Source organism: Devosia sp. (assembly GCF_017744655.1).
Classification (GTDB): Bacteria; Pseudomonadota; Alphaproteobacteria; order Rhizobiales; family Devosiaceae; genus Devosia.
Genome location: NZ_JAGIAW010000001.1, coordinates 1036423 through 1052084, shown reverse-complemented (window position 1 = coordinate 1052084; position 15662 = coordinate 1036423). Strand labels below are relative to the sequence as shown.

General features: G+C 61.5%; 11 protein-coding genes and 1 tRNA gene. 6 read left to right on the top strand and 6 right to left on the bottom strand.

From position 1 onward, the window contains the following. The first annotated feature begins 390 nt into the window (after positions 1–390). Positions 391–1908: an ABC-F family ATP-binding cassette domain-containing protein gene (locus tag J7557_RS05205; protein ID WP_291417985.1), complete on the top strand. Its 1518-nt coding sequence runs from the start codon at positions 391–393 to the stop codon at positions 1906–1908. Here J7557_RS05205 and J7557_RS05200 read toward each other — a convergent pair. The 5 genes from J7557_RS05200 to J7557_RS05180 all read right to left on the bottom strand — a co-directional run bounded on the left by J7557_RS05200 (position 1905) and on the right by J7557_RS05180 (position 7135). Continuing rightward, entirely contained in the window at positions 1905–3134 is a 1230-nt protein-coding gene (locus tag J7557_RS05200) for a diguanylate cyclase (protein ID WP_291417983.1), read from the bottom strand. The two genes, J7557_RS05205 and J7557_RS05200, sit on opposite strands and share 4 nt — an antisense overlap. A gap of 122 nt (positions 3135–3256) precedes the next feature. Next, positions 3257–4636: a trigger factor gene (gene tig / locus J7557_RS05195; protein WP_035079048.1), complete on the bottom strand. Its 1380-nt coding sequence runs from the start codon at positions 4634–4636 to the stop codon at positions 3257–3259. A gap of 46 nt (positions 4637–4682) precedes the next feature. Then, positions 4683–4767, bottom strand: a tRNA-Leu gene (locus J7557_RS05190). A gap of 139 nt (positions 4768–4906) precedes the next feature. Continuing rightward, a complete protein-coding gene (locus J7557_RS05185) occupies positions 4907–5254 on the bottom strand; it encodes a nuclear transport factor 2 family protein (RefSeq protein WP_291417979.1) in 348 nt (115 codons plus the stop codon). Between the two features lie 93 nt (positions 5255–5347). After that, the gene (locus J7557_RS05180; RefSeq protein WP_291417978.1) at positions 5348–7135 is read right to left on the bottom strand and encodes a methyl-accepting chemotaxis protein; all 1788 of its coding nucleotides are present in this window, start codon (positions 7133–7135) and stop codon (positions 5348–5350) included. Positions 7136–7490: 355 nt separating this feature from the next. On the opposite strand from J7557_RS05180, the gene J7557_RS05175 reads away from it, so the two are divergent. The 5 genes from J7557_RS05175 (at position 7491) to J7557_RS05155 (ending at position 14122) form a co-directional block, all read left to right on the top strand. Then, positions 7491–8510, top strand: coding sequence for a PAS domain-containing protein (locus J7557_RS05175; protein ID WP_291417975.1), 1020 nt, complete (start codon positions 7491–7493; stop codon positions 8508–8510). Between the two features lie 248 nt (positions 8511–8758). Continuing rightward, on the top strand, positions 8759–9097 hold the full coding sequence (locus tag J7557_RS05170; RefSeq protein WP_035079039.1) for a P-II family nitrogen regulator: 339 nt from the start codon (positions 8759–8761) through the stop codon (positions 9095–9097). A 54-nt stretch (positions 9098–9151) separates the two neighbouring features. After that, positions 9152–10561 (top strand): type I glutamate--ammonia ligase, encoded by a 1410-nt coding sequence (glnA, locus tag J7557_RS05165; RefSeq protein WP_291417973.1) that lies wholly within the window; start codon positions 9152–9154, stop codon positions 10559–10561. 396 nt (positions 10562–10957) lie between these two features. Then, positions 10958–12544: a diguanylate cyclase gene (locus J7557_RS05160; protein WP_291417971.1), complete on the top strand. Its 1587-nt coding sequence runs from the start codon at positions 10958–10960 to the stop codon at positions 12542–12544. Positions 12545–12652: 108 nt separating this feature from the next. Beyond that, entirely contained in the window at positions 12653–14122 is a 1470-nt protein-coding gene (locus J7557_RS05155) for an NAD(P)H-hydrate dehydratase (protein ID WP_291417969.1), read from the top strand. A 139-nt stretch (positions 14123–14261) separates the two neighbouring features. Here J7557_RS05155 and J7557_RS05150 read toward each other — a convergent pair whose 3' ends face one another. Further along, the gene (locus J7557_RS05150) at positions 14262–15518 is read right to left on the bottom strand and encodes a cytochrome P450 (protein ID WP_291417967.1); all 1257 of its coding nucleotides are present in this window, start codon (positions 15516–15518) and stop codon (positions 14262–14264) included. Positions 15519–15662: the final 144 nt, after the last annotated feature.

Below are 15662 nucleotides of genomic sequence, written 5' to 3'. Positions count from 1 at the left end.
CATCTGCTGGCGTTGAGCCAAGAGCCGGATTTTTGAGTATTGCGTACCGGCTGGCCCAGCTCCACGTCCCGCGTTTTGGGGCGACCCTGCTTGCGAGCCTTGTTTTCTATCTCGCCTGACGCTTGATTTCATGCGCCCGCTGAATTAGGTCTGTTTCGTCATCCAACACGAAGCGGGGAGGGATGCATGGTATATTTCACTCATCATCGCCAGCATGGCCCCGTTCATGCCCTGTGGCTCAAGCTGCAGGGCTGACCAGAACGGTTCGGACGACACTTTCGGTCTTTGATCCACTGGTTTGCCCGTCACGGCACTCTGACTCCTGTCAGAGTGCACATTGATGGACTAGGCGCGCCCCACAACGCAGCGCCATCCCAGAAAGACCATACGATGGCAAATCTCAGCCTCCGCAATGCCGGCCTCCGTTCGGGCCATGTGCTCTTCTCCAACCTTTCCCTGTCTTTGTCCGATGGCGACCGCGTCGGCCTCGTCGCCGCCAATGGCCGCGGCAAATCTACGCTCCTACGTGCTTTCATCGGTGAAGCCGAACTCAGCGAGGGCGAAATCTCCCGCTCACGCGGCCTCACTATCGGTTATGTCCCACAGGATGTACCGGCGGGTGCTCTGGCCATTCCGCTCCGCGATTTCGTTGAACAGGCTCTCTCGCCTTCCGACCGCGAGAGCGAAGGCTGGCGTGCCGACGTGGCGCTCGACGAACTCGGCTTCCCGCTCGATCTCGTCCAGAAGCCCATTGGCCAACTCAGCGGCGGCTGGCAACGTCTAGCACTGATTGCTCGCGGCTGGGTCACGCAGCCCGATCTTCTGCTCCTTGACGAACCCACCAACCATCTCGACCTCGGCCGCATCCTGGCGCTCGAAAACTGGATGGCCGCGCTCCCCCGCCAGACCATCGTCGTCATGGCCAGCCACGACCGGCAGTTTCTGAACAGCGCCACCAATCGTACGCTCTTCCTGCGACCCGAAACCTCGCATTTCTTCCCGCTCGCATACGGCGCCGCGCGCGCTGCCCTCGAAGAAGCGGACCAGGCCGCCGAACAGCAGCGCCAGCGCGATTTGAAGGAAGTCGCGCAATTACGAAAACAGGCGGCGAAACTCACCAATATCGGCATCAATTCCGGCAGCGACCTGCTCACGGTAAAGTCCAAGCAGCTTCGCGAGCGCGCCGAAAAGATCGAAAATCAGGTCGTCGCCGTGCATCGCGAAAAGACCGGTAAGGTCATGCTCGGCAATTCGGGCGCCGAGGCTCGCGTCATGCTCGCATTCGAGAACATGGCCGTCGCGACGCCCGACGGACGCCCGCTTTTTTCCATCGACAAGCTGCATGTCTTTCAAGGTGACCGGGTTGTCCTGCTCGGTCGCAATGGCACCGGCAAATCCCAGCTCATGCGCAAGGTTGCTGCGGCACTGAATGGCGAGGCTATCGACGGATTGCGTCTCAGCCCACAGATCGTCCCCGGCTATCTGGATCAGGCCCTCGATTGGCTACCGCTCAACAAGACGCCGCTCGATTTCATCGTTTCATCCTATGATGAGGGGGACCGTCGCAGCATCGCCTTGCTTGCTGGTGCCGGCTTTGATCCCGACCGGCAGGACAGGCCCATCCGCACGCTGTCTCTTGGCCAGCGGGCACGGCTCGCCCTCCTGGCGCTGCGCCTGCAGCGGCCGAATTTCTACCTTCTCGACGAGCCGACCAACCATCTCGACATTCCGGGCCAGGAGCAGCTCGAACTCGATATCGCCGAGCATGGCGCGACCTGTCTTCTCGTCTCCCACGACCGTGCCTTCCTGCGGGGCGTCGGTACGCGTTTCCTGCAGATCATCGGTAAGCGCCTGCGCGAGGTCGAAGGGCCGGAAGCTTTCTTCGCAGAGATGGCCGAAGCGCCCTAGGGCCGATCCCCGCTCTGCAATCGGCTGCCGGATGCGAGGTGCAGGCGAACGGGCGTCATCACCGCCTGGTCCTTGCCCCCGCTCTTGGCTCGGTAAAGCGCCTGGTCGGCCAGTGTCATCATGTCGGCCAGGCTCTCCTGGCTATAGCTGAGGTGCAGCCCGACGCTGAGGGTAACCGGATAATTGTTGGGCAGGCCAGCAATGGTCATCTGAGCCAGCGCTGACCGGATCTTGCGGGCAATGCCCTGCAGCTCCGCCCGATCGATGTCATTGTAGTAAAGGGCGAATTCCTCGCCGCCGGTGCGTGCGGCGAGAACGGCGTCGCCATGCCGTGCCAATGTGCGCGCCACGGCCACGATAACCGCGTCACCAACCTTGTGCCCAAACGTGTCGTTGACCTTCTTGAAGTCGTCGATATCGGCCACCAACATGGCGGGCTGGCGTGAATTGGCGAAATCGCGAGCCACGGCCTCGTCTCCGGCCGTCTCGAAACCGCGCCGGTTGAGGAGGCCTGTCAGATAGTCCCGGTCTGCCTGGCCCTTGAGGTGGCTGACGACATCGAGGCCGATCGCTACGGAGTACAATGCCGCGACGATGAAAGACATCAGCGGCGTGAAAGCCCTGATGGACGTCCAATAATCCGACGCCGTGAAGCCCTCCGAGCTTTCAATGTGGAGGACGCCTGTCAGGACGAGGGCTGGCCTGAAGACGGCGACGAAAAACGCCAGGCCGACCGCCGCAGCAAAAAGGTTGTCGGCGAGCGTCCTCTCGGGCTGTCGAACAAGGCCGACGAAAGTGACGATGGTCACGCCAGCAAAAATGGCCGATGTGATGAGAATGCGCGCCAGCGTCGAGGGCTCGACGAGCAGGTACCATATGAAGGGCAGGGCACCTGAAGCTGTGATGGCGAGATAGATCAGGACAGGCGGCGGCAGGTTCTTGCGCAAAAAGGTGCTGGCACAGGCCAGTGTTATCGTTGCGACATAGAGAATGTTTGCGCCGACATTGATCTCGGCGGGCCAGACCAGAATCTTGAAATCATAGAAGATGAAACCAAGGCCGAGACAGAGGAATGCCAGGGAAAGCACCACCAGGTGCTTGTAAGAACGCCAGCGCAGCCAGATCAGGCCAAAACCGAGCGAGAACAGCAATGCGATGATCGGATTGATGAGTGCAAAGAAAAGCTGGCCATGCACCATCGTCGAGGTTCCAAATATGTCCTGCATCCCGTGGAGAGTCTATTCGTCGTGATGCAATAACAGGTTAACCGTCCGGCACCTTCGAACTGGCCAAAAAGAAAGGGCCGCCCGAAGGCGGCCCCACTAAACCATGAGTCGGGTCACACCACTTAGTGGTGGTGCTCTTCCGGCACTTCGTTTTCGTCGGCCTGGATGAGCTTGGCCAGCTCGTCGCGCGACATCTTCTTTTCGGTCTGTTCGGCAAGGCTGGCGACGTAGTCGACGACCTTGTTCTCGAACACCGGAGCGCGGAGGCTGGCGAGAGCCTGGGCGTTCTTGCGATAGTAGTCGTAAACCTGCTGTTCCTGGCCCGGGAAGCGGCGGATTTCAGCAAGCAGGGCCTGCTGGTGCTCGTCGTCGGTCACCTGGACTTCGTTCTGATTGCCGATTTCGGCAACGACGAGACCCAGGCGCACGCGGCGCTCGGCGATCCGCTGATACTGTTCCTTGGCCTCGGCTTCGGTCGTACCTTCGTCTTCGAAGGAACGGCCATGGCCTTCAACTTCATGCTGGACGCGCTGCCAGATGGTGGCGAATTCGGCTTCGACCAACTGGGCCGGAACGTCGAACTTGTGGCCTTCGTCGAGCGCGTCGAGGATCTGGCGCTTGACGTGCTGCTTGCTCATGGATTCGAGCGCAGCTTCCATCTGCTCGCTGACGGTCTTGCGCAGGGCGGCGACGTCTTCGAGGCCGAGGCGCTTGGCGAAATCGTCATCGAGTTCGCCGGCATTCGGGCCGTCGACATGCAGGATGGTGACGTCGAAGGTGGCTTCCTTGCCGGCGAGTTCGGCATTGCCGTAGTCGGCGGGGAAGGTGACCTTGATCGTGCGGGTCTCGTCCTTCTTCTGGCCGACGAGCTGTTCTTCGAAGCCAGGGATGAATTCGCCGGAACCAACGGTCAGGTGAGCGTGATCGGAAGTGCCACCCGGAAAGGCAACGCCATCGATCTTGCCGACGAACGAGAGACCCAGACGGTCGCCCTGCTCGACAACGGCGCCATCGCCCTTGTCGGTGAAGCCACGGTTCTGGGCGAACACGCGATTCACTTCAGCGTCGATTTCTTCTTCGGTGATTGCCACGACCGGCTTGTTCAGCTTCAGGCCCTTGAGGTCCATCAGCGAGACCGGCGGCAGAACTTCGTATTCGACTTCGAATGCGAGGTCGGCCTTGCCGTCGAGCACGTCGTTGATGATGGCCTGGTCCTGCGGCAGATCGACCTTGGGCTGGGCGGCGGCGCGTTCCTTGCGGCCATCCAGCGTATCGGACACGGTCGAGTTGATCGCGTCGGTCATCACTTCGGACATGGCCGAGCGGCCATAGACCTTCTTGAGGTGAGCGGTCGGAACCTTGCCCGGACGGAAGCCCTTGATACTGGCCTGACCCTTGAGTTCTTCAAGCTTGGCGTCAAGGCGCGTATTGAGGTCCGCTGCCGGAATGGTGACGCTGAGCTTGCGCTTCAGGCCTTCGTTAAGGGTCTCAGTTACCTGCATTGGGGTTTATCCCGTATTGGTTCATCTCGTTCGGCCGAGGCCGCTATGGTGCGGGTGAGAGGACTCGAACCTCCACGCCTTGCGGCGCTGGAACCTAAATCCAGTGCGTCTACCAATTCCGCCACACCCGCAAGGGTCCCCGTCGGCCGGGTTGGCGTTGCATCTATATGAAGTGTTGAAGTCAGTCAAAGCCTAACGCATGTCTCCCCAGGGTGCGCCCGGCTTCGACGAAAGACCCTTCAAATCAGCAGCGGCCGAACCGCGCCCGCGTCAACTGGCCGTTTTTGCCGGCATGAAGAACACTTGGACGATAAGGCCGTCTTCGATAACGAAAATCACCGATGTCTCCATAGGCTCCGGTCCGAGGCCATCGATCAGCTCGTGGTCGATGACCTTGTTGCCGACCACCATGCGATTCAGCAGCTTGGCGTGCAGACCTTCATGCACGAAGCGGTTCGCGGCATAGAACTCGCCCATGGCCGCCCTTCCATCGATAGTCAGGGCCATGTCAGGCAGGCGATAGCAGCGGACGGTCTCGGAAAAGGCCGTCAGAAAACGCTCGAGATTTCTCTCGTTATAGGCTGCAAGCTGCAGTTCGACGCATTCAAGTGGTGTCATTTTTGGTCAGTCGCTCCTACGCCGGAAGGTCGATAGCAAGTCCGGAACGGAAATGACAGGCAGGGCGCTGGCGGACGTCCTGCCTGCATTCGCCTAGCGCTCGCTCCAGCCGATATCGAGGGCGGCATTGCCTTGCCCCATCCAATCCCATGCCGGCCTGACCGCTCGCGGTATCGCCCGCGGCTTCTCCTGCGCCGGTTCGCGCGCCAGGGGCGCATCTTCAACGACAAAGACTTCGACGATTCTGTCGAGTTCGCTCGCTTGCCCCTCGGTCTGCTCGATGGCGGCATTGGTCTCTTCAACGAGCGCCGCATTGTGTTGCGTCATCTCGTCCATCTGCCGGACAGCGGTCGCAACTTCGGCGATCGCGCCCGACTGCTCGCGGCTGCCGCTGGCAATGCTGTCCATAAGCCCGCTATTGTCCCGCACATCGCCCAGCATGCTGGCAATGCGCTCCGCCGCGTCGGAGAGCAGCCTCGATCCCGTCGAAATCTCTGAGGACGAGCGCTCAATCAGCACCTTGACGTCCGAGGACGCCTGCGCCGCCGATTGCGCGAGCCGACGCACTTCCACGGCTACCACGGCAAAGCCCTTGCCGGCATCGCCGGCCCGCGCCGCTTCCACCGAGGCGTTGAGGGCAAGCAGGTTAGTCTGAAAGGCGATGTCGTCGATCAGCCCGACAATATTGGAAATTTGCGACGACGACGCCAGGATGCGCCCCATGGCGTCCTGGGCCTGGTTCATGACTGCGCCGCTTTGCTCCGCAGTGGTCGAAACGGCGCGCGCCTTGCCGCGGGCCGCCTCCGCTCGCGCGGCATTTTCTTCCACCGTGTCGGCAAGATTCTTCATCGCCGCACTCGTTTCCTGGATTGCCGATGCCTGGCGCGAGGTGCGTTCCGCAAGATCATTGGCGCCGGTCAGGATTTCTGCCGTTGCCGCACGCAGCGTGCCCGACGAGCGCCGCAGCCGCGCTACGATCTCGGCGAAGCGGTCCACCGTATTGTTGTAGGCCAGCCGCACGGCGTCGAGTTCCCCCTTGAACGGGGTGTGGATGCGCGCCCGCAGATCGCCCTTGGCGAGCTTTGCCAGTTCGCCGCCGAGCAAGTTCACGGCGCGCTTCCTGTCCGTGACGTCGGTAGCGTATTTGACGATCTTGAACACTTTCCCATGGTGGTCAAAGATTGGGTTGTACGTCGCCTGGATCCAGACTTCCTGCCCACCTTTGCCAAGGCGGAGATATTCGGCCGACTGAAACTCGCCGCGTCCCAACCGGCTCCAGAATTCCTGATAGGCCGCACTGGCAGCCTCGTTGGGCGGCACGAAAATTTTGTGGTGCCGCCCGCGGATTTCTTCGAGCGAATAGCCCAGAGCCCGGCAGAAATTGTCATTCGCCGTGATCACTTCGCCCTTGGGCGTGAATTCGATGACGGCTTGCGAGCGCGAGATCGCGGCAAGCTGGCCGGCGCTGTCGGCGGCGAGGAGCTTTGCCTCTGTCACATCGGTGGCGAACTTCACGATCTTCGAGGGCGTCCCATCGCGCCCGAAAACCGGATTATAGGTCGCCTGTATCCAGACTTCCTTGCCGTCCTTGCCAATGCGACGATACTCGGCTGCCTGGAATTCGCCCTTTGCCAATTGCTGCCAGAACAGCTTGTAGTCGGGCAGGGCGCTTTCGGCGGGGGTGACAAACATGCGGTGATGCTTCCCGCGCACTTCGTCGAGCGTGTATCCCATCACGTCGAGGAAGTTCTTGTTGGCCGTCCGGATCGTGCCGTCGAGTTCGAATTCGATGACAGCCAGCGCCCGCGAAATTGCGTCGAGAGTAGCTTGGTTCTCTTGCGCCAGAACCCGGCGTTTGTTGCTGAAGAGGCGGACGTCCACAGTGATCCCCCAGGGTTAAAGTAGATCGACGCTAGCAACTTCTAATGAGCACCATCTTTCGGCCATCGCCCCTTTTGGCCGCCTGCGGAGTACGCGTTTCTCCTGATGCGGGGATTTCGCCACTTTTCTGCTCAAGGGCTGAGCGGAAAAGTTTCATTGATCCAGATCAAGTCGTCCCTCCGAATCTTGTCGCTAATCTTAAGAAAAAACGATCGCCACGGGCTCTTGCCATGACCCAGGTTTTCGAAGAAAGACAACGTGCGGCACTTGATGATGCCGCAGAGTCCCCGACTTCGTCTGGCCAGCTCCTGTTGCGCGGTTAGCGGATGCAAAAGCATCCGGTGGAGAGAGGGACATGGCAGAACGTAGTCCGGGTATCCGGCAGTCCGACGAGTGGGTGCGCGCCGTCGAGGCCAGGCTTGGTGTGGGCTTCTGGTCTTGGGATATCGCCAACGCGCGGCTGCATTGCTCGGCTGGGCTGTATGCCTTGGCTGGCATCAACCCCGCCGGCCTTCACCTCGACCTCGCCTTTCTCGAAACCCTCGTCCATCCAAAGGATCGTCTCCCCGTCGACGATCCGCACGGCTTCGTCACCGATGCCCGCCAGACCGACCGGCAGTTCAGGATCATCCGCCCCGATGGCCAGTTGCGGTATCTGCGCAGTGAGGCGCGCCGGCTCTTTGATCGCGACGGCAATGCCACCCGCGTCGTGGCCGTGGTTTCCGACATAACGGAACGGCAGGACCTCCGCGAACGCGTCGCCAACAACCGCGCGCTGCTGCACAATATTTCCCGGCTCATTGGCGCCGTGTTCTGGATCGCCGACGAGGAAGGGCGCCTGATCGATCACTTCGGCAGCGACCTCGTCGACGCCAATGCCCAGCCGGGCGACGACGTCACCAATTGGCGCACGAGCCTGCATCCCGACGACCTCGAACGTCTGCCCGATCTCTGGCGCGAAACCGTGGGAAATCGCAGGCCCTACAGTTTCTCGCCCCGCCTGCGCCTCGCCAATGGCGAATATCAGCAGTTTCATATCGTAGGCTTGCCCTTCTCCTCCGAAATTTCATCCAACCTGCACTATGGTGGCATTTCGAGCCGTAATCCGCGCATTACCGCTCCGCGCGCAGCAAGGGAGGATATTGCCTCCCTGACACCGGCCCAGGTCAGGGCCTGCCGCGCACTGCTCGATTGGACGGCTGAAACCCTGGCGCAGAATGCCGGCATTTCGGTCTCAACGGTGCGTCGCATCGAGAGCGCCGAAATCCCCGGCCAGGGCGATAGCCTCCGCATGGTCCTCTTGGCCTTCAAGGAAGCCGGCCTAACCATCTGGCACGACGAACGCGGCCGCTTCTGCGTCTCCGATCTCGCCTGATCGCGTGCATGTGGTGAGATTTTGGTCAGCTATGGCGCAAGGAATGTCCGAAAGCTACTTTTGTTTGCATAAAAAATATGCAACACGCCCGAAAAACGATCATTCGTGCTATCGTGGCCACCCGGACGCATCTCGTTCGACCTGGTCAAGTCCATGCAACAGTTAATGTTTTCCATGCTTTGGCACGCTGGCATGGCCCGTGCATACAGGTTGGCGGTAACGGCCTAAGACGCTCAGTGGAGGCACAGTTGAAAAAAATCGAGGCTATCGTAAAGCCCTTCAAGCTCGACGAAGTCAAAGAGGCGCTGCAGGAAGTTGGCCTGCAGGGCATCACCGTGACCGAGGCCAAAGGCTTTGGCCGCCAGAAGGGGCACACGGAGCTCTATCGTGGCGCGGAATATGTCGTCGATTTCCTTCCCAAAGTGAAGGTCGAGGTGGTTTGCCCCGACGAACTCGCCGAAAAGGCGATCGAGGCGATCCGCAATGCCGCGCAAACCGGCCGCATCGGCGATGGCAAGATTTTCGTCTATTCGATCGAACAAGCCATCCGCATCCGTACCGGCGAATTCGGCGACGACGCGCTCTAAGCGTCGCGCCCCATAAATCCAGCAACAAACAGTCCGTTTACAGGGGAAGACCTGATGACTACCGGAGCAGACATTATCCAGCGCATGAAGGACGAGAACATCAAGTATCTCGACGTGCGTTTCACCGACCTGCGCGGCAAGCTGCAGCACGTCACCATGGATGCGTCCGTCGTTGACGCCGACATGTTTGAAGATGGCGTGATGTTCGACGGTTCCTCGATTGCTGGCTGGAAGGCCATCAACGAGTCCGACATGGTGCTCATGCCCGATCCGAACTCGGCCTATATCGACCCGTTCTTCGCCGCCTCGACCCTCGCGATAAACTGCGACATTCTCGAGCCGGCAACCTACCAGCCCTATAACCGCGATCCCCGCTCGATCGCCAAGAAGGCTGAAGGCCTCGTCAAGTCGTCCGGTATCGGCGACACCGTCGTGTTCGGTCCCGAGCCCGAATTCTTCATCTTCGACGACGTGAAGTACTCGACCACCACCTACAAGGTTGGTTTCTCGGTCGACGCTGCCGAACTGCCGACCAACAACGACGCCGACTACGAAGCCGGCAACAATGGTCACCACATCGGCCTCAAGAAGGGTTACTTCCCGGTTCCTCCACTTGATAGCGCGCAGGACATGCGCGGTGAAATGCTCGAAGCCATGGGCCAGATGGGCATCATCATCGAGAAGCACCACCACGAAGTGGCTTCCGCCCAGCACGAACTCGGCCTCAAGTACAAGCAGATGATCGCGTCGGCTGACGACGTTCTCATCTACAAGTATGCCGTGCAGCAGGTTGCCAATGCCTATGGCAAGACCGCAACCTTCCTGCCCAAGCCGGTCTACGGCGACAACGGCTCGGGCATGCACTGCCACATGTCGATCTGGAAGGACGGCAAGCCGCTCTTCGCTGGCGACCAGTATGCTGGTCTCTCGATGGAATGCCTCTGGTACATCGGCGGCGTCATCAAGCACGCCAAGGCCATCAACGCCTTCACCAACCCGACCACCAACTCCTACAAGCGTCTGGTGCCCGGCTTCGAAGCTCCGGTTCTGCTGGCCTACTCGGCCCGTAACCGTTCGGCTTCCTGCCGTATCCCCTTCGGCCAGTCGCCGAAGGCAAAGCGCGTCGAAGTTCGTTTCCCCGATCCGCTGGCAAACCCGTACCTGGCCTACACCGCCCTGCTGATGGCCGGCCTCGACGGCATCAAGAACAAGATCCACCCGGGCGACCCGATGGACAAGGATCTCTACGAACTGCCGAAGGACGAACTCAAGGAAATCCCGACCGTTTCCGGCTCGCTCCGTGAAGCTCTGGAAAACCTCGACAAGAACCGCGACTTCCTCAAGGTCGGCGGCGTCATGGACGACGATTTCATCGATGCCTATATCGAACTGAAGATGCAGGAAGTCCTGCGCGTCGAAATGACCCCGCACCCGGTCGAATACGAAATGTACTACTCGGCCTAAGAGCTGCAGTAGCAAAGAGAAAGGGCCCTCCGGGGCCCTTTTTTGTTACCGTCAGGCTCGAAAAACTCTGGAATGGCGCGGGCCTCGTTAATGTCGCCACCAGGACGATCGAAGTATCGCGCAACTATCCAAGCTTTGAAGACTATTGGACCGTGGGGACCTCCGCGCCGGGAATAAGCCAGGTGCTCGGCCAGTTGACCGCGCAGGACGTCGCCCAGGAAATGACGGGGCAGGGGCCGGTCACCATCAAGGCCCGTGCCCACGCCGTCAAAGAAACGGTCGCCCGCTAGAGATTTGGCGGCATCGAGGGCCCGAAAAACGTGCACACCAAAAAGTTGAGTACAATCAGAGCTGAAAATCGGCTATGGTCGCTCTGCTCGGGGGTTGTAAGTATCTGTGTCTGACCAGCGCTTTTTCGGTGACGATCTCGCCCAGAGCTTTTCGCTCATGGACAGGGGCGATTGCGCCGGGGCGCTGAGCTTTGCCAAATCAGCCTATCTTTCGGCCCAGCAACAGGGCGAGCCCAGCACTCTGGCCCGCTGCATGAGCCAGATGGCCTGGTGCTGCATGCGGCTGGGGGATGTCGAGGTCGGGCTGGAATGCGCCGTCGCCGCCAGGCGCCTCTGGAGCAAGCTCGATGACACGGCCGAATTGGCCCGCATCAAGGCCATCGAAGCCTTCCTGCTGCTCGATATCGGCCTGAGCGACGATGCCTTTGACCTGGCCTCGCTGGCTGTCGCCACCGCCGAAAGCAGCAATGACGCCCCGGCACTGGCATTCGCGCTCAATGCCAAGGGCGTCACCCTGGCGGTCTGCCGGCAGGTTTCCATGGCCGTTCCGCTCCTCGAGCGCAGCACTGCGGTAGCAGCAAGCGCCGGAAATGCCGGTCTCCACGCCTTCGGCCTGCTCAACCTCGGCTTTTGCTATTCCAAGCGCGCCGAAGAAGCCGAAGCCGCAGAGGACACGTCCGCCACGACTCATTGGCTGGACCGCGCCATTCGCATAACCGACGAGGCCATTTCCGCCGCCGAAGCCTGTGGCGATCTCTGGACCCTGCGCGTGGCGCTCGGCAATTGCGCCGAATACAGCGCTCTCAAAGGCGATGTCGACGCTGCGATGCAGCGCCTCGAGCGCTCGGCCGCTCTACCCGGCGAAGGTGGGGCCAGTCTTCGCATCCACTATCTCTATACCCTCGCAACGGCCCGGCTGCGCAGCGGCGATCTCTCTGGCGCGCTGGAAGCTGCGCAGCAATCCCTGGACCTTGCCGATGAAACGGGCCAGATCGACCATCAGCTCAATGCAGCCGCCCAATTGGGGCGGGTCCATGAGGCTCTCGGTCAATTCGAGCTGGCATTGGCGCTGCAAAAGCGTTTCCACGCGCTCTATGTGCGCCAATCCGGCGAAACTACGCAGCGCCTCGCCAAAGCAGCGGAACTGCGCGCGGAAACCAGCCAGTTGCGCGCTCGCGCCAGTGCGCTGGCCGCGGAAGCCTTGCTTGACGCGCTGACCGGCATGCCCAATCGGCGCAGTTTCGAGCGCATGGTGGAAGACCTGGCAGGCAGCGACTACGCGCTGGCCATCTTCGATCTCGATCACTTCAAGGCCGTGAACGATCAATATTCCCACCTCGTAGGCGACGACGTCCTGCGCCGAGTCTCCCGCACCCTGGGCGCCCATGTGGCCGACCTGGGCTTTGCGGCCCGCCTCGGCGGTGAGGAATTCGTCGTGATCCTGCCGCGCCATGATACCCAGGACGCGATCGCCATCGTGGAAGACCTGCGCCTGGCGCTCCAGGACATCGATTGGAGCGACATCGCCCCGGGCCTCCGCGCCACGGCAAGCATTGGCCTGTGCTCGACCGCCGAGGCCCGCCACCACGACGAAATCATGGTTCGCGCCGACCAGCGGCTCTATGCGGCCAAGCATGGTGGCCGCAATCGCACGGTCTGGCGCGACACGGACCAACGCCGGCAGGCCGGCTAAAACACCCCGTTGCTTTTCCGTCCAATTGCCGGTTCCGGCGTTTCTTTGTCCTATTTCTGCTCCAACCTCGCTATGAGATAGACAGCACTGACTCGCAGCGAGGCACTCATGGCCCATACCGATGCCCTTCTCACGCCTCAGGAAATGGCCCAGGCCGATCGCTTCGCCATCGAAGGCGGCGTCAGGTCCTTCCGCCTGATGGAGGCGGCCGGTAAGGCGGTGGCCGAGGCCATCATCGAGCGCTATTACCAGCGCTCCGTTCTCGTGCTGTGCGGCACCGGCAACAATGGCGGCGACGGTTTCATCGTCGCTCGTCTCCTGCAGCAGCGCGGCTGGCCGGTGCAGGTGCGCCTCCTCGGCGAACGCAATGCGCTCCGCGGCGATGCTCTCGTTGCGGCTGAGCAGTGGACCGGCCGTATCGACGCTCCGAGCGAAAAGGACATCGAGGACGCAGACCTGATCGTCGACGCCATTCTGGGCGCCGGGCTCGATCGCGACATCGAAGGCGAGATCGCCAGCATCATCACCACGGTCAACGGCTCGACGCTCCCCGTGGTTAGCGTCGACGTGCCCAGCGGCATCGATGGCGCTACCGGTGCCGTCCGTGGCGTGGCCATGATCGCCGACATGACGGTCACCTTCTTCCGCCTGAAACCCGGCCACGTGCTCCTGCCGGGCCGTCAGCATTGCGGCGAAGTCGTCCTCGCCGATATCGGCATTCCCGACGCGGTCCTCGACCGCATCAACCCAAAAGCCTGGCAGAACACGCGCGAACTCTGGGCCATGCCGCAGTCCATGGCCGACGGCCACAAATATGACCGTGGCCACGTGATCGTCGTTTCCGGCAGCGAGCTCGAAACCGGCGGCGCCCGTCTCGCCGCCCATGGCGCTTTTCGCGTTGGGGCAGGGGTCGTCTCCCTCGCAGGCGAAACCGCCGCGTTACGCGTTCACGCCGCCCATGTGACGGCCATCATGCTCAAGTCCGCCGAAAACGCCGGCGAACTGGCCGAACTGCTCGGCGATAGGCGCATGAACGCCGTCGTCCTAGGCCCGGCCGCCGGCATTGGCGAAGCCACGCGCGACAAGGCACTGGCGACCCTCTCCTCGGGTGCGGCGACGGTGCTCGACGCCGACGCCATCACCAGTTTTGCCAGCGAGAGCGAAAGGCTCTTCGCCGCAATAAAGGCCAATGCCGCCCGCCCCGTCGTGCTCACCCCCCACGAAGGCGAATTCCAACGCCTCTTCGGCAACGTCCCCGGCGGCAAGCTCGAACGCGCCCGCGCCGCTGCCCAGCATTCCGGCGCCATCATCCTGCTCAAGGGCAGCGACACCGCCATCGCCGCGCCCGATGGCCGCGCCGCCATCAATGCCAATGCCCCCAACTGGCTCGGCACAGCCGGCTCCGGCGATGTCCTCGCAGGCATCATCGGCGGCCTGCTCGCGCAGGGCATGAACGGCTTCGACGCCGCCTGTGCCGGCGCCTGGCTCCACGCGGAAGCTGCCAATCGCTTTGGCGGCCCCGGCATGATGAGCGAAGACCTGCCGCCGCTGCTACCGGCCGTCCTCGCGACGCTCTAGGGGCTGCATGACAAGGCCACGCCCTGGCATCCAAGTAGTCCTGATGGTGAGGTGCGCAGCGAAGCGCAGCCTCGAACCACGAGGGCGTGGCACCTAGGTTTCGCTTACACGAAGCATCTCACCACACGGCGCGGAAAGCTCAGTCCCAGCGCACCATGAGCTTTTCCAGCCCATGGAAATGGAACACGTCGTTGTAGCTCGGCTGCTCGGCCAGCCGCAGCTTCGGCAGGCGCTGGAACATCACAGACATGGCCTCCTGCAACTCGATCCGCGCCAGCGGCGCACCGATGCAGAAGTGGATGCCGGCGCCAAAGCTGACATTGGCGCCATCCGTCCGGAACGGATCGAACCGCCCCGCATCGGCAAACCGCGAGGGATCGCGATTGGCCGCACCAAGCATCAGCCCAATCACGTCACCCTTCCGTAGCGGAATGCCTTCCACTTCCAGGTCCGTCAGCGCATAGCGCGTAAAAAGATGCAGCGGCGCGTCAAAGCGTAAACACTCCTCCACCGTCGCCTCGGTCTGCTCCGGCGTCGCAAATAGCGTCTTGGGATCAAGCCCGCTTTCGAGAATGGATTTCACCCCATTCCCTGTCGTGTGCACCGTCGCCTCATGCCCGGCATTGAGCAGCAGGATGGCGGTCGACATCACCTCATCGTCGCTCAGCTTCTCCCCGCCCTGTTCGGCGGTGAGCATGTGCGTAAGCAGGTCTTCCCGCGGCACCCGACGCCGCTCGGCAATCACATCGCGCAGATAAGTCATGAAATCGGCCGACGCCTTGTTGGCATCGAGTTCGGTCTCATACGTCACCCCGTACATGTACATGGTGACCATCCGATTGGACCAATTGAGCAATTGCGGCGCCGCTTCGGCCGGCAGGCCAATCATTTCTGCAATGATGATCGCGGGCAGGGGCGCGGCAAAAGCCTTGATCAGATCGACGCTATCCTCGCCCTCGAACCCATCGATGATCTCATTGGCCAACTGCCGAATGCGTGGCCGTAGCTGCTCCACCTGCCGCGACACGAAAGCCCGATTGACCAGCATGCGCAGCCGCGTGTGCCCCGGCGGTTCGAGGTTCAGCAGCGAGTGTTTTTCGGTGAGATCAAAATCCGCCACATGCGGCTTCGGCTCCGGCAGCCCGATTTCCTCCCGCGTCGACACATGCAGGATTTCCCGGCCAAATCGCTTATCGCGTAACAAGGCGCTGACCGATTTGAAATCGGCAAAGCACCAATGCCCATACTCTTCCCAGAAAAAAGCCGGATTGCTCGCATGCCGCTCGGCATAGAAGGCATAGGGGCTCTGGAAAAACTTGGGATCGCGAGGGGCGGCACTGGCGCGGCGGTCGTCGGCAACGTCGGTGATCGGCTTGACTTGAATAATGGCGGCCATGGTCGTCCGTAGGGCTTGTACCCCGTCACCTTAAGCCGACCCCATCGCCCTGCAAATGCCTCTGGTGGCTCAACGAAAAAAAGCTCAGAAAATTAGTCGAGCCCAAGAACGGGCACTCGTCGCGTCGCTGTCCAACCACGGAGA

What these genes read in the sequence shown, in the direction of transcription:
- J7557_RS05205 (WP_291417985.1), top strand. Translation starts at nt 391, where the DNA reads ATGGCAAATCTCAGCCTCCGCAATGCCGGCCTCCGTTCGGGCCATGTG.
- J7557_RS05200 (WP_291417983.1), bottom strand. Translation starts at nt 3,134, where the DNA reads ATGCAGGACATATTTGGAACCTCGACGATGGTGCATGGCCAGCTTTTC.
- tig (WP_035079048.1), bottom strand. Translation starts at nt 4,636, where the DNA reads ATGCAGGTAACTGAGACCCTTAACGAAGGCCTGAAGCGCAAGCTCAGC.
- J7557_RS05185 (WP_291417979.1), bottom strand. Translation starts at nt 5,254, where the DNA reads ATGACACCACTTGAATGCGTCGAACTGCAGCTTGCAGCCTATAACGAG.
- J7557_RS05175 (WP_291417975.1), top strand. Translation starts at nt 7,491, where the DNA reads ATGGCAGAACGTAGTCCGGGTATCCGGCAGTCCGACGAGTGGGTGCGC.
- glnA (WP_291417973.1), top strand. Translation starts at nt 9,152, where the DNA reads ATGACTACCGGAGCAGACATTATCCAGCGCATGAAGGACGAGAACATC.
- J7557_RS05155 (WP_291417969.1), top strand. Translation starts at nt 12,653, where the DNA reads ATGGCCCATACCGATGCCCTTCTCACGCCTCAGGAAATGGCCCAGGCC.
- J7557_RS05150 (WP_291417967.1), bottom strand. Translation starts at nt 15,518, where the DNA reads ATGGCCGCCATTATTCAAGTCAAGCCGATCACCGACGTTGCCGACGAC.